Source organism: Pusillimonas sp. T2 (genome assembly GCF_002236805.1).
Taxonomy (GTDB): domain Bacteria; phylum Pseudomonadota; class Gammaproteobacteria; order Burkholderiales; family Burkholderiaceae_B; genus Neopusillimonas.
Window position 1 is genome coordinate 359,457 of sequence record NZ_NIQA01000001.1, and the last position, 16,452, is coordinate 375,908.

Consider the following 16,452-nt stretch of genomic DNA (forward strand, 5'->3'; position numbering starts at 1 on the left):
ACCGGTACATCAATTAGTTGAAGCGGATGTATTCGAAGTCGATGGGTTGACGGTTAATGCCCATGACCGGTGGTGCGATCCAGTTGGCGAATTTGCCGGGTTCGACTACGCGACCCATCAGCGAAGCCACGAAAGCGCGATCTTCGGGGGTGGGCAGCCATTTGTCGACGTTGGCATTCCATTGCTCTTCGGTCAGTACGTGGCCATCGGGCGAAACACGAATACCCGACAAGGTACCGATTTTGCGGTTGAAGGCCTTGTGCGGCACAGTCAGACGGAAATCGACACCTGCTTTTTCGAGCACCTTGTTCCAACGAGCAACACCAGCCATCGAGTCTTTGATGTAGTCGTCGCGCAGCACTTCGTTCAGTGCGTTGAGCATAGGCACTTCGACTTCGTTCAATTGACCGTTTTTGACTTCCAGCACACGGTAGGTGTCGTTCTTCAGAACGTGATCATCGGTACGCTTGCCTTCTTCGTAACGACCTTTCAGGCCGGTGGTGTAGAACGTAGCAGCGTTAGACGACTGGTCGGCACCGAAAAGGTCGACGGTTACGCTGAAGTGGAAATTCAGATAACGCTGGATGGTCGGCAGGTCGATAACACCAGCACGACGGATCGCACCGGGGTCGTCAGTCTTGAGCTCGTTCATGACCTGCGCGGTACGCTGAAGAACACGCGACACGCCCGATTCGCCCACAAACATGTGGTGCGCTTCTTCGGTCAGCATGAACTTGGTGGTGCGAGCCAGCGGATCGAAGGCCGATTCTGCCAGAGCACACAACTGGAACTTGCCGTCGCGGTCGGTAAAGTACGTGAACATGTAGAACGCGAGCCAATCGGGGGTCTTCTCGTTGAACGCGCCCAGAATACGGGGGCTGTCTTCGCTGCCCGAGTTACGCTGCAAAAGTGCATCGGCTTCTTCGCGGCCATCGCGGCCAAAGTAGCGGTGCAGCAGGTAAACCATGGCCCACAGGTGACGGCCCTCTTCAACGTTCACCTGGAACAGGTTACGCAGGTCGTATTGCGACGGCGCGGTCAGGCCCAGATGCCGTTGTTGCTCGACGGACGCAGGCTCGGTGTCGCCCTGCGTAACGATGATACGACGCAGATTTGCGCGGTATTCACCGGGCGCATCTTGCCAGGCTGCTTCGCCCATGTGCTCACCGAAGTGGATCTTGCGATCTTGCTCGGGCGGCGTCAAAAAGATACCCCAACGGTAATCAGGCATTTTGACGTGTTCAAAGTGAGCCCAGCCGCTTGGGTCGACGCTGACTGCTGTGCGCAAGTAAACGTCCATGTTCTGCGACGATTCGGGGCCCATGTCTGCCCACCACTTGAGGTAGTTAGGCTGCCAATGTTCGAGCGCACGTTGCAACGTACGGTCGCTGGACAAGTTGACGTTGTTGGGGATTTTCTCTGAGTAGTTGATACCGGACATCTTGTTGACTCCTGTTAGTTTCAATCGTCGCAGATTTACACACGATTCCAGTCGAAGCTGGGTTTCTCACCTTTGCCGTACAGCTTGAGGGCGCCTTTGTCACCCGAAGCGTTGGGCCGATAGAAAATCCAGTTCTGCCAGGCCGACAGGCGACCAAACACACGGGTTTCCATCGTTTCTTTCACACCAAAGCGCAAATTGGCCTCAAGACCCGTCAGCGAGTCAGGCGACAAGGCACGGCGCTCTTCGAGTGCGATACGCACTTCGTCGGCCCAATCGATATCGTCAAGTGCGAAGGTGATAAGGCCAAGTTTCTCGGCTTCTTGTGCCGACAATTTCTGACCCATGACGGCACGTACTGCGTCAAGAGCCGGCGCTTCTTCGTAGAAGCGGCGTTCGAGGCGCGACTGCGCGCTGACCATGGGGTAGGTACCAAAATTGAGGTCGTTAACCACGATCTGTGCAGGGGTGTCGGTCTCGGGGTCGTCGAGCATGTAGGTACGGTCGGCTGACAGCGCCAGCTCGAGCAGCGTGCCGGCAAAGCATGAACCTGGCTCGATAAGAGCAAACAGCGAACGCGAGGTGACATCGAGACGTGCCAGCGTGCGACGCAACATGCCGGTGGTTTCGCGGACGAACCAGTGATCGGCAAATTTTTTGAGGGTTTCGTCGGCTGCCAGCACGCGTGCGCTGTCGCCTTCGGTTTTGAGGATCCAGGTACCGACATCAAGTTCGTTGGTACGCAATTGCAGGATGGCATCGTCGAGTTCGCGTGCCATTTGCAGTGGCCACCAGGCGGCGCCCTGGGCTTCGATACCGGCGATATCGGTGGGCACATCGGCCGACGGCGACTTGACGGTCAGTGTGGCAGTGCGCAGTTCGCGGTCGATGACAACCTGAACGTACTGATAAGTGATTGAATCGGCGGCATCTTCGCGCTTGAGCGGCGTGAGCGCAACGCCCTTGCCATCGGCGGGACGATCGCTGGTTGCGGCCAGTTCGGCGGCACGCTTTTTGACGCCTTCTTCGAACTGAGCAGGCTTGATAATGTCGTCGACCAGACGCCATTCTTTGGCACGTTCGCCACGTACACCTTCGACCAGTGTGCAGAAAATGTCGGCACGATCGTGACGCACCTTGCGCTTGTCAGTCACGCGAGTCAGACCGCCGGTACCGGGCAATACGCCAAGCAGCGGGACTTCGGGCAAAGATACGGCCGAAGAACGATCGTCGACGAGCAGGATTTCGTCGCAAGCCAGGGCGACTTCGTAACCACCACCCGCGCACGCACCGTTTACCGCGGCAATGAACTTGATACCGCTGTTGCGACTGGTATCTTCAATGCCGTTGCGAGTTTCGTTGGTGAATTTGCAGAAGTTGACCTTCCAGGCATGCGAAGACAGACCCAACATGAAAATATTGGCACCAGAACAGAAAATGCGGTCTTTCTTGCTGGTCAACACCACGGTACGCACTTCGGGATGCTCGAAGCGGATGCGTTGCAGGGCGTCGTGCAGCTCGATATCGACCCCCAGGTCGTACGAGTTGAGCTTCAGCTTGTAACCAGGACGCAAACCAGCGTCTTCATTAACGTCCATTGCCAGCGTGGCAACCTGACCGTCAAAGCTGAGGTCCCAGTGTTTGTACTGGCTGGGGTCGGTGCGAAACTCTACGCGGGATGCGGCTTCAGTCATGGAAGGGTCTCCTCTTTGGTAACCTGAATAATAATGCATCTAATGAATTTGTGTGCATAATAATGCAACATTAGCGGGTCGTCAACACGGTTCATGCAAAAAAATGCATGTTTGCACTAAAATGCAGCTAGACCAGAGATAGCCCCGCCAATTCGCGGATGTGGTTGCGCAGCCCTTCAAAAGCCTCTGAGAGACTGAGCTGACTGGTCATGCACACGTAATCGGCCTTGGAATAAAACGCCTCGCGCCCGGCCAAAATGCGCTTGAGGTCGGCCATGGCTTCGTTGTTGCCGGCCATGGGTCGGAAATCGCCCTGAGCCATCACCCGCGCCATGTGATCTTCGGGCGTGGCCTTGAGCCATACGGTGTAGCAATGCGAAAGCATTACATTCATGGTGGCCGGTTCGGACACAATACCACCCGGCGTCGCCAGAACCATTTCAGGATATAACTGCAGGGCTTCTTCGAGGGCACGCTTTTCGTAGCGGCGATAGGCCGTGGGCCCATAAAGACTGTGAATTTCAAGAATGCCGCAACCCGCGACACGCTCGATTTCGTCGCTGAGTTCGATAAACGGATAACCGATGTCGGCCGCCAGCATGCGGCCAATGGTTGACTTGCCTGCGCCGCGCAGGCCCACCAGCGCAATTTGCTTGCTACGGTTTTTACCGACCTGCCCCACCTGACCGGCGAACAACTGGGCAAGCGTTTCGCGGGCACGCTGCAGATCGTGCTCAGACCGACCCTGCAGCAACTCGCGAATGAGCAGCCATTCGGGGCTGGATGTCGTGACGTCACCGACGATTTCGGCCAACACGCAATTAAACGCCTTGGCAATTTGCAAAAGCACCAGAATAGAAACGTTGCCCAACCCACGCTCGAGATTGGCCAGGTGGCGCTCGGACACCTGCGCCGCCCGGGCCAATTCTTTGCGCGTCATGCCACGAATCGAGCGCAAACTGCGAACACGCTCACCCAAGGCAATAAGGTAAGGGTCTCGGTCCTGCCCGCCAGCGTCCTCGCGGGCCTCGAGCGGTTGCCTTAGTGCTTTATTGTTCACTCTGATTAACCCTAATGAATGGTATGACATGCATTATAATGCTTGACAATATTGAAGAAAAGCCCTAATTTTTAACCTTGTCGCGATAACTTGGCCGACGCAGCAAGCAGTTTAATGCCAAGTCCGCATTGCAGTATTTTGCTTGTCGCGCCGGCAGAACAGGAAACCATAACAATGACCCCCGAGACATTTCAGCAGCTGATCAAACAGGTCACCGACCACATTGGGTCGCGTCCCCTGGATAACGCTTTGCAAAACGACCTGAATACCGCCTTCCCGGCCGGCGGGTCGATGTACAACGACATTGTCGCGGCCTGTAAAACCGGCGTTGCCGAAGGCTGGATGTGCCAATACGAGGGAGGCGGCATTCGTTACGGCCGCGTCATCAAACCTTCAGAGTCTCTCAACGGGTACTCGGTTGATGTCGTCGACATGAACGACCTTGCCGGTCCGCACCATCGTCACCCAAACGGTGAAATCGACCTCATCATGCCCCTCGACAACGGTGCCGAATTCGACGGCCATCCGGCTGGGTGGCTGGTTTACGGCCCCGACACCGCTCATAGCCCCACCGTGCGCAAAGGCCGCGCGCTGGTGCTGTACCTGCTGCCGCAAGGCGCTATCGAATTTACCCGGCGCTAACCCCCAAAAGGCTTGACCAAACTGCCCCGGCGCACCGCCGGAAAAGCGTCAGGCCAGACGGTTCGCCCCTGTCGTGTACGTGTATTGCGCCGACACGACGTTAACCCCGGTGGCTATGCCCGCCCCACTGTAAAGAATATTGTCATGAACAAACTCGCAAACTACCTTGAAGGTCGCTGGCAAGAAGGCGCCGGCGCTGGCAGCCCGGTGCTTGATCCGGTAACGGGCGACACCCTGGCCAGCGTCACCGCCGATGGTCTCGACATGGCCGCCGCCTACGCGTTTGCCCGCAACCAGGGCGGTGCCGCTCTGCGTGCCTTGTCTTATGCACAACGGGCCGAGCTTCTCGGGGCTATCGTCAAGGTCTTGCAAGCCAACCGCGACAAATACTTCGATATTTCGTTAAAAAACTCGGGCACCGTACAAAACGACAGTGCCGTCGATGTAGACGGCGGTATCTACACCCTGTCGTACTACGCCAAGTTGGGTAGCAAGTTGACTGCCGGCCAGCTAATGGCCGACGGCACTGCCGACGCACTGGCGCGCGACAACGCCTTTGCCACACAGCACATTCTGGTACCGGTGCGCGGTCTTGCCTTATTCATCAACGCTTTTAATTTTCCGTCGTGGGGGCTCTGGGAAAAGGCCGCTGCCGCATTACTTTCGGGTGTGCCGGTAGTCATCAAGCCCGCCTCGGCCACCGCCTGGCTTACCCACGAAATGGTTAAAGACGTCATCGACGCCGGCATTTTACCGGCCGGCGCCCTCAGTATCGTATGCGGCCGCCCCGCCAATATGCTCGAAGCGCTTGATTCGCTCGACGTTGTCTCGTTCACCGGTTCTGCCGACACTGCCGCTTCGTTACGCAACCATCCTAAAATCAAACTCGAAGGCGTACGCTTCAATGCCGAAACCGACAGCGTCAACAGTGCGCTGCTGGGCCCCGACACCGACGACGACGCCATGGGGCTACTCGTGCGCGAAGTGGTGCGCGAACTCACCATCAAGTCGGGCCAAAAATGTACCGCGATCCGTCGTATTCTGGTACCCCAAGCCCGCTACGCTGCTGTCGCCGCTGCGTTGGCCGACAAACTCAAAGGCATTACCGTCGGCGACCCGCGCATCGAGGGTGTTCGCATGGGTAGCCTGGTCAGTACGGCGCAACGCGATGCCATTGTGGCCGGCATTCAAAAGTTCGAAACCTGCAGCGACATTATTTTCGACGGTCGCAAAGACATCAACATCCAGGCCGAAGGCAACCAACACGCCATTGTTCCCCCGGTCGTGTTCGGCACGCAAACCCCAGACACCCATCCTTTGGTCCACGAAATGGAAGTCTTCGGCCCCGTTGCCACGCTCATGCCTTATCGCGATACCGACCACGCCTTGACGCTAGCCCGGCGCGGCATGGGCTCGCTGGTTGCCTCGGTGTACAGCAACGACCCCGATTTCCTGGCCCAAGCCGCCATCGGCCTGGCCGAAAGCCACGGACGCGTTCACCTGATCAACAACGATGTCGCCAAAGTCCACACCGGTCACGGTAACGTCATGCCGCAGTCAAACCACGGCGGCCCCGGGCGTGCAGGTGGCGGCGAAGAGTTAGGCGGGTTGCGCGCTTTGCGTTTCTACCATCGGCTTTCAGCCATTCAGGGCGCCCCCGGCGTACTCGAAAAAATCGTGAACTAAACACCTGCCCCCGGCGTCACATAAAAACATACACAAGACGCCGGGTACTGATTCATCCTGGAGACAAAACAATGCAAGCCTGCCCTGCAGAACTGAATTACGCCCGCTACCTGACCGAGCTCAACCAGACTCGCGCCGATAAAACGGCTTATATCGACGACAACCGCCGCATGACGTACGGCGAGCTCGCGACTCGCGTCTCGACCTTCGCCGGGTTGCTTAAAAATCTGGGCATACGCCGGGAAGAGCGCATTCTGCTGGTTATGCACGACACCATCGACTGGCCCGTGGTGTTTTTAGGCGCAATGCACGGCGGTGTCGTTCCTGTCGCCGTTAATACGCTGCTTACGGCCGAAGACTACGCTTACATGCTCGAACACAGCCGGGCACAAGCCATCTTCACATCGCCTGCCCTGCTCGACACCGTCCAAAAAGCGGTCAGCCAATCTAACAACGAAGTGCGCCACATTGTGGTGGCGGAAGGCGGCAATACATTGCCGGCAGGTATCGACAGCTTCGAGTCGCTCATGGATCGCGCCCCCCAGGCGCCTGCAGTCAACACCAAAGCCGACGAAATTGCGTTCTGGCTTTATTCGTCGGGCTCAACCGGCCAACCCAAAGGGGTCGTCCACTGCCACGCCAACTTATGGCACACGGCCGAGCTTTATGGCAAACCCGTACTGGGCCTGAAAGAAGACGACATCGTTTTTTCGGCGGCCAAGCTGTTTTTTGCCTATGGGCTCGGCAACGGTTTGACATTCCCGTTGTCGGTCGGCGCCACAGTCGTACTAATGGGCGAACGCCCCACCCCCGACGCTGTTTTCAAACGCCTGACTCAACACAAACCTACTGTTTTTTACGGTGTACCCACGCTTTACGCCAGCATGCTCGCATCGCCCAACCTGCCCGCCCGTGCCGACGTCAACCTGCGCGTCTGTGCGTCGGCCGGCGAAGCGCTACCCAAAGACCTGGGCGACCGTTTTACCCGGCACTTTGGATGCCATATCCTCGACGGGATTGGTTCCACCGAAATGCTGCACATTTTCATTTCGAACCAGACAGGCGACGTACGCTACGGTACGACAGGCAAACCCGTGCCGGGCTACGAAATTGAATTGCGCGACGACCACGGCAAGGCAGTCCCGGCCGGCACCATAGGCGACCTTTACATCAAGGGTCCCAGCGCCGCCATTATGTACTGGAACAATCGGGCCAAAACCCGCGAAACCATGCTGGGCGACTGGCTGAAAAGCGGCGACAAGTACATTTGCGACGCCGAAGGCTATTACACCTATGCAGGTCGCAGCGACGACATGATCAAAGTCAGCGGGCAGTATGTTTCACCCGTCGAAGTTGAAAACGTGCTGATCGAACATGAGTCGGTACTCGAGGCTGCCGTCATTGGGGTTACCGACGACCAAGGCCTGGTTAAAACAACGGCTTACGTCGTACTGCGCGAAGGGAAAACGGCTGATGGCGGTATCGAAACCGAGCTGCAGGCCTATGTTAAATCGCAACTGGCCCCGTTCAAATATCCGCGTACCATTCATTTTGTCAACGAGCTGCCCAAAACGGCCACCGGCAAAATCCAGCGTTTCCGTCTGCGTCAGCGCCAGGAGCAATAAGATATGCAGGGCTCGCTGAATGCGGTTGACCGTATGGTGAACATTACGGCGCAAGGCCGCGACTACGCTATCGAATGCAGGCTGTTGTCGCCCGAAAAAACCGACAAAGACCTCATCGTTTTCTTGCACGAAGGGTTGGGCTCGGTAGCCCTGTGGCGCGACTGGCCCGAACAGCTTTGCGCGCTGGCCAACTGCCGAGGTCTGGTGTTTTCGCGTTATGGCTATGGTCAAAGCACACCTCGGCCAGCCGACGAAAAATGGCCGGTCAGCTACATGCACACCCAAGCCGAACATTTCCTGCCTGCCGTACTTGCCGCGCTCGGGCTTGATAACGAAAAACCCGTTTTTTATGGTCATAGCGACGGGGGCTCGATTGCGCTGTTGTATGCGGCCATGTACCCCGAACGCACTAAAGCCATTGCAGTGGCAGCGCCGCATATTTTTGTCGAAGACATAACCATCGCCAGCATCGAAAAGGCGCGCGAAGCCTACTTACACACCGATTTGCCACAAAAGTTTGCGCGCTATCACCAAAACCCCGACCTGACATTCTGGGCCTGGAACGATATCTGGCTCAACCCCGAGTTCAAATTCTGGAATATTGAAAAGTATTTGCCCGATATCCGTTGCCCGGTTTTGGCCATTCAGGGCAAGGACGACGAATACGGCACACTCGATCAAATCCAAGGGATTCACCGGGTAGTCAGTAATACCAAACTCTGTATCATTGACGACTGCCGTCATTCGCCGCACAAAGACCAGCCAGAACAACTCAATGCGGCACTGATCAATTTCATAACAAACCTGAACCCGATTCAGGCCGATAACAAATAACAATTAACCCGCAGGGTTCTTTCTACGCGTTAACGCGTTTCCAGCAGTACCTTTATTGACAACACCAAGGAGTAGACAAATGAAGAAAGTATTGACAGGTACCGCCCTCGCCGTCGCGATGGCTTTTGGCGCAGGTGCTGCATCCGCCGAAGTCAAGGTCGGCTTCATGCTGCCCTACAGCGGCACCTATGCGCAATTAGGCGAGGCCATCGAAAACGGCTTCAAACTTTATGTTCAAGAACAAGGCGGCAAACTTGCCGGCCAGGAAATCACCTACTTCCGTGTTGATGACGAGTCCAACCCGTCCAAGGGCCCCGATAACGCCAACCGCCTGATCAAGCGCGACCAGGTCGACATTCTGGTCGGCACAGTGCACTCGGGCGTGGCCATGGCGCTGGCTAAGGCCGCCACCGATTCCGACACCACCCTGATCATCCCCAACGCGGGTGCAGGCGCCATCACCGGCCCCCTGTGCAGCAAAAACGTATTCCGTTCGTCGTTCTCCAACTGGCAACCGGGCTACGCCATGGGCGCCGCTGCAGCCGAAAAAGGCCACAAAAATGCGGTCACTATTTCCTGGAACTACGCTGCAGGTAAAGAGTCCACCGATGGCTTCAAAGAATCTTTTGAAAAAGCCGGTGGCAAAGTCGTCAAACACCTGACACTGCCTTTCCCTCAGGTTGAATTCCAGCCCCTGCTGACTGAAATCGCGGCCACCAAGCCCGATGTCGTCTACACCTTCTTTGCGGGTGGTGGTGCCGTCAAATTCGTACAAGACTACGCCGCAGCTGGCTTGGGCAAAGATATCGAACTGGTCGGCGCCGGCTTCCTGACCGACGGCACCCTAAAAGCTCAGGGAGAATCGGCACAAGGTCTGCTGACGGCGTTGCACTACGCCGACGGCCTGAACACAGAACGCGACAACGCCTTCCGCGAAAGCTACAAAAAGAACTTCCCCAAGCTGCCGCCTGACGTTTATGCCGTTCAGGGCTACGACGCCGCGCAAATGCTCGACGCCGGCCTGAAAGCCGTCGGTGGCGACGTTGCCAAAAAAGACCAGATGCGCGATGCCATCCGCAACGCTACCATCGACAGCCCTCGCGGCAAATTCACGCTGTCCAAGTCGGGTAACCCTGTGCAAGACATGTACTTGCGCGAAGTTAAAGGCGAAGACAACGTACCTGTGAAGGTTGCAGTAAAAGCGCTGGCCGATCCGTCGGTTGGCTGCAAAATGAACTAATAACAATAAATCAGTAGGAGGCCACGTGGACCCGGTCATATTTTTAATTCAGTGTCTTAACGCCATACAGTACGGGTTGTTGCTGTTCCTGGTTGCCAGCGGGCTTACGCTCATTTTCGGCATCATGGGCATCATCAACCTGGCGCATGGCAGTTTCTATATGATCGGGGCCTACATGGCCTTCGCCCTCGAGCCCCTTGTGGCTCAGTATTTGGGCGGGGGCTTTGTAACCACCCTTGTGGCTTGCATTTTTCTGGCCGCCATACTGGGCTACTTTCTAGAATGGGCGTTTTACAGTTACCTGTACACCCGCGAGCACCTGCAACAGGTCCTCATGACATACGGCCTGATTCTCGTTTTCGAAGAACTGCGCAGCATCATCATCGACAACGACGTTCACGGTGTATCACCGCCCGACTGGCTCAGCGGCACTATTGCGCTTAGCGACGTCATGACCTATCCCACTTACCGCCTTTTCATCTCGGCCGTATGTATTGTGGTTGCCCTGCTTATGTACTGGCTGCTGGCCCGCACCCGCCTGGGCATGATGATCCGCGCCGGCGCCAGCAACCGTGAAATGATCAATTCGCTGGGTATCGACATCAACCGTTTGTTCCGTATTGTTTTCGCTCTAGGGGTTGCCCTGGCCGCGCTGGCCGGCGCCATTGCCGCACCCGTTTCATCGGTATATCCGGGCATGGGTAATGCCATTCTTATTATTTGCTTCGTCGTGGTCGTTATCGGCGGCATCGGGTCAATCAAGGGGGCTTTTGTTGCCGCCATGCTAATTGGCTTTGTCGACACCTTCGGTCAAGTTCTGTTCCCGCAAGCCGCTGGGGTTCTGGTCTATCTCATGATGGCCGCCATTCTGTTATTCAAGCCCGAGGGGCTGTTCAAGCAAGGCTAACGACGTATGCAATCCTCATTTCGTACCCTTCTGGTGCCAGTTCTGGTCATCATCACGGCCTTGTTGCCCATGGTCACCGCCGACTACTACACCGCTCTGATCATCAAGATCATGATTTATTCCCTGTTTGCGCTAAGCCTTCAACTACTGGTGGGCTGCACGGGGCTGGTCAGCTTGGGGCATTCGGCATTTTTCGGCATCTCGGCGTATGCGGTCACCCTGCTGTCGCCCGAGTACGCGTCGGGCAACATGCTGTGGGTTATCCCCGCCGCCATTCTGTGTGCCATGGCTTATGCCGTTATTACCGGCGCACTCGCCCTGCGCACCAAAGGCATTTACTTCATCATGGTGACGCTGGCCTTCGCGCAAATGGCTTACTACGTCTTCCACGACACCAAACTAGGTGGCGGCAGCGACGGCATCTACCTGTACGTACGCCCCGAGCTTCGCATTGGCGACTGGGTCATTCTTAATATCGACAACAGCTATACCTTCTATCTGTTCACCCTGGCTTGCCTGCTGTTTACCTGGGGCTTTCTGACCATGCTGATGCGCTCGCGCTTTGGCGCTGCGCTCACCGGCATTCACGTCAACGAACAGCGCATGCGCGCCGCCGGCTTCTCTACGTTTGGCTACAAACTTACCGCCTATGTCATAGCCGCCGCATTCGGAGGGCTAGCCGGCCTGCTGTATGCCGTCAAAGATGGCTACGTTAATCCCGAACTACTCGCCTGGGAGCAGTCCGGCCTGGTGCTGCTTATGGTTATCTTGGGGGGCATGGGTCGCCTTTGGGGCGCCGTTATTGGGGCTATCGGCCTTATTTTGTTGCAAGAGGTCTTTCAGTCCGAGGCTATCTTCGGGTCGTTTGCCATCCACTGGCACTTAACGTTTGGTCTGGCCATTATCGCGCTCGTTGCCTTCATGCCTAAAGGTCTTATTGGGCTGCCCGAGCAACTTCGCGCCCGCCGCAATCGTTCCACCGCACCGGCAACGGCCAAGTAAAGGTATTACGCATGTCTAAAACACTCTTATCGGCCAAGAACATCACACGCCGCTTCGGTGGGCTGGTGGCCATCGACCGCGTTTCAGTCGACCTTAACCAGGGGTCTGTACACGCCGTCATTGGCACTAATGGCGCAGGCAAATCAACACTGGTCAGCGTCCTGTCTGGCGAAATCCCGCCCAACGAGGGCAACATTACTATGCTCGACAAAGACATCACCCGCTGGCCGCAGCCCGACCGCGCCCGGGCAGGCCTGGGTCGCAGCTATCAACGCACCACTATTTTTCCATCGCTCAGCGTGCACGAAAACTGCCGTATTTCGGCCCAGTCGAACCATCAAAAATTTTGGAGCTGGGCCTTCCCGGCCAGCAAGTGCACTTACAGTAACGAAGCCGCCGACCGCGCTCTAGAGCTGGCCGGGCTGGCCAAGTTCGCCGACCGGCCAGCCGGGTTGCTCTCGCACGGCGGCAAGCGCCAGCTCGAAATCGCCATGTGCCTGGCCACTCACCCCAAAGTCCTGTTGCTCGACGAGCCGCTGGCGGGCATGGGCGCCGAAGAAACCGACCGCATGCTGAACTTGCTCGACTCCCTTAAGAAAGAGCACGCCATTTTGCTGGTCGAACACGACATGGACGCCGTTTTCCGTATTTCCGACGAGATCACGGTCATGGTTAACGGCTGTGTCATTGCGCATGGCGACCCCGAATCCATCCGGCACAACCCCGACGTACAAACCGCATACCTGGGAGAAGAAGAATGACCGTCCTGATCGACGCCCAGGGCATCAATACCCACTACGGTGAAAGCCACATCCTGTTCGACGTGAACTTGCAAATCAATGCAGGCGAGTCTATCGGATTGCTGGGCCGTAACGGCATGGGCAAGACCACACTAATCCGCACCCTCATGGGTCATATCCGGCCCACAGCGGGCAGCATTAAAATTCGAGGTGCCGACCACACCCGATCAGAACCGCACCAAGTGGCCCGTCAGGGTATTGCCTACGTACCCGAAGGGCGCGGTATTTTCCCCAACCTAGACGTGCGCGAAAACCTGCTGGTAGCCGCCCGCCCCGGGTTTAATGGCCGCAACGACTGGACATACGAACGGGTGCTGGAGACCTTCCCTCGTCTGACCGAGCGCCTGCAACATGGTGGTCAACAGTTGTCCGGGGGTGAGCAGCAAATGCTGGCTATCGGTCGCGCCCTGATGACCAACCCCGACATCCTGATTCTTGATGAAGCCACCGAAGGTCTGGCGCCGCTGATCATCGCCGAAATCTGGCGCATTATCGGCACCATTCGAGACACCGGCGTAGCCACGCTAATTGTCGACCGCAACTATCGCAAGGTACTGGCCAACACTGACCGTTGCGTCGTACTTGAAAAAGGCGTGGTAGTCGAAGAAAAAGAAAGCGCCACGTTGATTAACCAACCCGACCTGCTGACGCGGTATCTGGGCGTTTAAACGTCTGGGTCAACACGGCGGGGGTACATCTCACCGCCATCTAAATGATATCGGGCGTCAGCCGCCAAACGCGGCGGCGGCGCGCCCGATACGGTCATTCACAGCGCGCCACGCCTCGGTTTCCGGCGGGCGCTCCAGCATGATCTGGTCTGCACCCAGCGCGTCAATGGCGCGCAACTGTGCGTAAAGCGCATGCGCATAAGCGTGCGGGTCTTCTGGTGCCTGCACCCACAGCAAGCGGGCGTTACCTAAAAAATCGATGCCTGGGTCACGGGCGCCTTCGTTTTTCTCTGCGTGGCGCAGCGCCGTATCGGCAGGGACAAACCCGACGGGTGGGTTACCAAAGCCCACGGCCACGACCGATGAACCTTTAGCAACCAGGCGCTGAGCTGCTGTCTGGATCTCATCGCGCCCCAGCAACACCAAAGGCGTATGAGGCGCGTAGTGCGCTTTCAATGAACCCGACACGCGCGGCGCATCGGTGCCTGCCTGCAATGACGGCATGACGCCGATGACATCGGCAATTTGGGCCGCACTGATATGCCCCGGCCGCAGCAGCGCCGGCGGCACACCCTTACCTAACCGCGATACATCCAGAATGGTCGACTCGATACCCACCTGGGCGGCGCCGCCATCAAGTACGAGCAGACGGGAATCATCCAGCTCGGGGAATTCGGTGCGGACGTGATCGGCCGTTGTGGGCGACACCTGTCCAAACTTATTGGCCGATGGTGCAGCGACCCCGCCCTGCCCGCCTTTAAGCCGGGCAAATTGCGCCAGTAACTGCTGCGCTACCGGGTGCGACGGACACCGCAAACCAACCGTATCTTGCCCGCCACTGACGGCATCGGGGATGCGATCGGCGCGCGGCAAAATAAGCGTCAGCGGACCTGGCCAGAACGCCTCAACCAACGCATAGGCGACGTCAGGAATGTCTTTTGCCCAATAGGCCAGGTCGGCCCCCGGTGCAAGATGGACAATGACAGGGTGATCGGAGGGCCGGCCTTTAGCCGCATAAATACCCGCAATGGCAGCGGGATTTTCAGCATCGGCGCCTAAACCATAAACCGTTTCAGTCGGAAAGGCGACCAGCCCGCCAGCGACCAGCCGACGCGCCGCGGCATCGATATCGGTAGGGCCGGCAGCTCGCGTCATGAATAGGCTAAACCCAACACGCGAGCGACGCCCGCGGCTTGTTCCCGGGCCTGATCGAGCGTTGCGCCAGTTACAGTGATATGGCCCATCTTCCGGCCTTTGCGGGCCTCGGCCTTGCCATATAAATGCAAGTGAGCATGATCGAACCCCAAAACACCGGCCCAATCGGGCTCGCGCATATTACCAGCCGCATCGAACCATAAATCACCCAAAATATTGAGCATGACCGACGCACTATGACTATGCGCCGAACCCAAGGGCAAGCCTGCCATGACCCTGACTTGTTGTTCGAACTGGCTGGATACGCAGGCGTTAATGGTATGGTGACCGCTGTTATGCGGACGTGGGGCAATTTCGTTGGCCACCAGGCTGCCGTCTTCAAGAATGAAGAACTCGACACACAAAACGCCACGGTAATCGAGTTGCCCCGCGATGCGCTGAGCGGCCTGGGCCGCTTGTGCATACAGCGCCTGGCGCGACTGGACGGCTACTGGGTCGACGGTGGAAACGGCCAAAATGCCATCACGGTGTTCGTTGTGCGCTGGGGTATAGACCACACAGGCATCATCGTAACCCCGTGCCATGACCACAGAAATTTCATCGGCCAGCGGCAACATGGCTTCGAGTACGCAAGGCACGCCGCCAAAGGCATCAAACGCTTCAAGCGCTGCATCGCGCGAGGTTACCCGGGCCTGGCCCTTGCCGTCGTACCCCAACCGGGCTGCCTTCAATATACCCGGGAACAAATTGTCAGGCGCCTGGGCAATATGTGCGCGATCGGTAACGGCGCAATACGGTGCAACAGGCACACCGGCTTGCTTAATAAACGCTTTTTCAAGAATGCGGTCTTGCACCACAGCGACGGCATCACCCGAGGGGCTGACGGCACAATGTCTGGCCAAGCGACGAAGACTGTCGGCCGGAACATTTTCGAATTCAGTACTAACCGCGGCGCACAAACTACCCAGCAACTCGAGCGCAGCAGGATCGTCGTAAGCGGCCTGAATATGGCGGTCGGCAACGACCCCGGCGGGGCAGCCGGCTGCGGGGTCGAGCACGGCCACCTTGTAACCCAGGCTTTGTGCAGCGTGGCAAAACATGCGACCCAGCTGGCCGCCGCCTACCATACCCAGCCAGCTACCGGGCGGCACAGGCATGGAATGCTGAAGTGCAGTCATAAAATTATTAAACGGGTGGAACGACCATATCGCGCGCCGCCTGGGTTTGGCGGGCACGGAAGGCATCGAGTTGATCGGCCAGAGCCTTGTCGGTTGTGGCCAGACAGGCAATGGCGTGCAATGCCGCATTGGCTGCGCCGGCCTCGCCAATGGCAAAGGTCGCCACGGGTACACCTTTCGGCATTTGCACAATAGACAGAAGCGAGTCTTCACCGCGCAAATAACGCGAGGGCACGGGCACGCCAAACACCGGGACCGGCGTAAGGGCCGCCATCATGCCGGGCAAGTGGGCTGCGCCGCCTGCACCGGCAATAATGGCGCGCAAACCACGCGCCCGGGCTGCTGCGCCGTACTCGGCCATGTCGGTCGGCATACGATGCGCCGAAATCACTTGGGCTTCGTAAGCCACACCAAACGCATCAAGCATATCGGTTGCGTGCTTCATGACATCCCAGTCGCTGGATGAACCCATGATGACGCCCACAACGGGCTGACTAGAGGCAGTGTTGGCTGTGGTCAT

The 16,452-nt window shown here is 57.5% G+C and carries 15 protein-coding genes; 9 read left to right on the forward strand and 6 right to left on the reverse strand.

Annotated features, from left to right (window positions below; translation table 11 throughout):
• Window positions 1-13: 13 nt before the first annotated feature.
• The 3 genes from boxB to PuT2_RS01625 form a co-directional block, all read right to left on the reverse strand.
• Window positions 14-1,441, reverse strand: a complete 1,428-nt coding sequence (gene boxB, locus PuT2_RS01615; RefSeq protein ID WP_093969276.1) for a benzoyl-CoA 2,3-epoxidase subunit BoxB — start codon at window positions 1,439-1,441, stop codon at window positions 14-16.
• A gap of 35 nt (window positions 1,442-1,476) precedes the next feature.
• Window positions 1,477-3,135, reverse strand: a complete 1,659-nt coding sequence (boxC, locus tag PuT2_RS01620; protein ID WP_093969277.1) for a 2,3-epoxybenzoyl-CoA dihydrolase — start codon at window positions 3,133-3,135, stop codon at window positions 1,477-1,479.
• Between the two features lie 127 nt (window positions 3,136-3,262).
• Window positions 3,263-4,195, reverse strand: coding sequence for a helix-turn-helix transcriptional regulator (locus PuT2_RS01625; protein WP_233574901.1), 933 nt, complete (start codon window positions 4,193-4,195; stop codon window positions 3,263-3,265).
• 174 nt (window positions 4,196-4,369) lie between these two features.
• On the opposite strand from PuT2_RS01625, the gene PuT2_RS01630 reads away from it, so the two are divergent.
• The 9 genes from PuT2_RS01630 to PuT2_RS01670 all read left to right on the forward strand — a co-directional run bounded on the left by PuT2_RS01630 (window position 4,370) and on the right by PuT2_RS01670 (window position 13,599).
• Complete coding sequence (locus PuT2_RS01630; RefSeq protein ID WP_093969279.1) at window positions 4,370-4,837, forward strand: DUF4863 family protein; 468 nt, start codon at window positions 4,370-4,372, stop codon at window positions 4,835-4,837.
• Window positions 4,838-4,981: 144 nt separating this feature from the next.
• The gene (locus tag PuT2_RS01635) at window positions 4,982-6,523 is read left to right on the forward strand and encodes a 3,4-dehydroadipyl-CoA semialdehyde dehydrogenase (RefSeq protein ID WP_093969280.1); all 1,542 of its coding nucleotides are present in this window, start codon (window positions 4,982-4,984) and stop codon (window positions 6,521-6,523) included.
• 71 nt (window positions 6,524-6,594) lie between these two features.
• Window positions 6,595-8,148: a benzoate-CoA ligase family protein gene (locus PuT2_RS01640; RefSeq protein WP_093969281.1), complete on the forward strand. Its 1,554-nt coding sequence runs from the start codon at window positions 6,595-6,597 to the stop codon at window positions 8,146-8,148.
• 3 nt (window positions 8,149-8,151) lie between these two features.
• A complete protein-coding gene (locus PuT2_RS01645) occupies window positions 8,152-8,982 on the forward strand; it encodes an alpha/beta fold hydrolase (RefSeq protein ID WP_093969282.1) in 831 nt (276 codons plus the stop codon).
• Between the two features lie 79 nt (window positions 8,983-9,061).
• Window positions 9,062-10,222 carry an ABC transporter substrate-binding protein gene (locus PuT2_RS01650; RefSeq protein ID WP_093969283.1) on the forward strand — a complete coding sequence of 387 codons (1,161 nt, stop codon included), beginning with the start codon at window positions 9,062-9,064 and terminating at the stop codon, window positions 10,220-10,222.
• 25 nt (window positions 10,223-10,247) lie between these two features.
• Complete coding sequence (locus PuT2_RS01655) at window positions 10,248-11,129, forward strand: branched-chain amino acid ABC transporter permease (RefSeq protein WP_093969284.1); 882 nt, start codon at window positions 10,248-10,250, stop codon at window positions 11,127-11,129.
• A 69-nt stretch (window positions 11,130-11,198) separates the two neighbouring features.
• On the forward strand, window positions 11,199-12,131 hold the full coding sequence (locus tag PuT2_RS01660; protein ID WP_370318044.1) for a branched-chain amino acid ABC transporter permease: 933 nt from the start codon (window positions 11,199-11,201) through the stop codon (window positions 12,129-12,131).
• An 11-nt stretch (window positions 12,132-12,142) separates the two neighbouring features.
• On the forward strand, window positions 12,143-12,892 hold the full coding sequence (locus tag PuT2_RS01665) for an ABC transporter ATP-binding protein (RefSeq protein WP_093969286.1): 750 nt from the start codon (window positions 12,143-12,145) through the stop codon (window positions 12,890-12,892).
• On the forward strand, window positions 12,889-13,599 hold the full coding sequence (locus PuT2_RS01670) for an ABC transporter ATP-binding protein (protein ID WP_093969287.1): 711 nt from the start codon (window positions 12,889-12,891) through the stop codon (window positions 13,597-13,599). Before PuT2_RS01665 ends, PuT2_RS01670 begins: the two co-directional genes overlap by 4 nt.
• 57 nt (window positions 13,600-13,656) lie before the next feature.
• On the opposite strand, the gene PuT2_RS01675 is transcribed toward PuT2_RS01670, so the two are convergent.
• From PuT2_RS01675 to purE, 3 genes are read right to left on the reverse strand one after another with little or no spacing between them, the layout of a single operon-like run.
• Window positions 13,657-14,754, reverse strand: a complete 1,098-nt coding sequence (locus tag PuT2_RS01675; protein ID WP_093969288.1) for an L-threonylcarbamoyladenylate synthase — start codon at window positions 14,752-14,754, stop codon at window positions 13,657-13,659.
• Window positions 14,751-15,932, reverse strand: a complete 1,182-nt coding sequence (locus PuT2_RS01680; protein WP_093969289.1) for a 5-(carboxyamino)imidazole ribonucleotide synthase — start codon at window positions 15,930-15,932, stop codon at window positions 14,751-14,753. Before PuT2_RS01680 ends, PuT2_RS01675 begins: the two co-directional genes overlap by 4 nt.
• Window positions 15,933-15,939: 7 nt before the next feature.
• Window positions 15,940-16,452: a 5-(carboxyamino)imidazole ribonucleotide mutase gene (purE, locus tag PuT2_RS01685; protein WP_173862496.1), complete on the reverse strand. Its 513-nt coding sequence runs from the start codon at window positions 16,450-16,452 to the stop codon at window positions 15,940-15,942.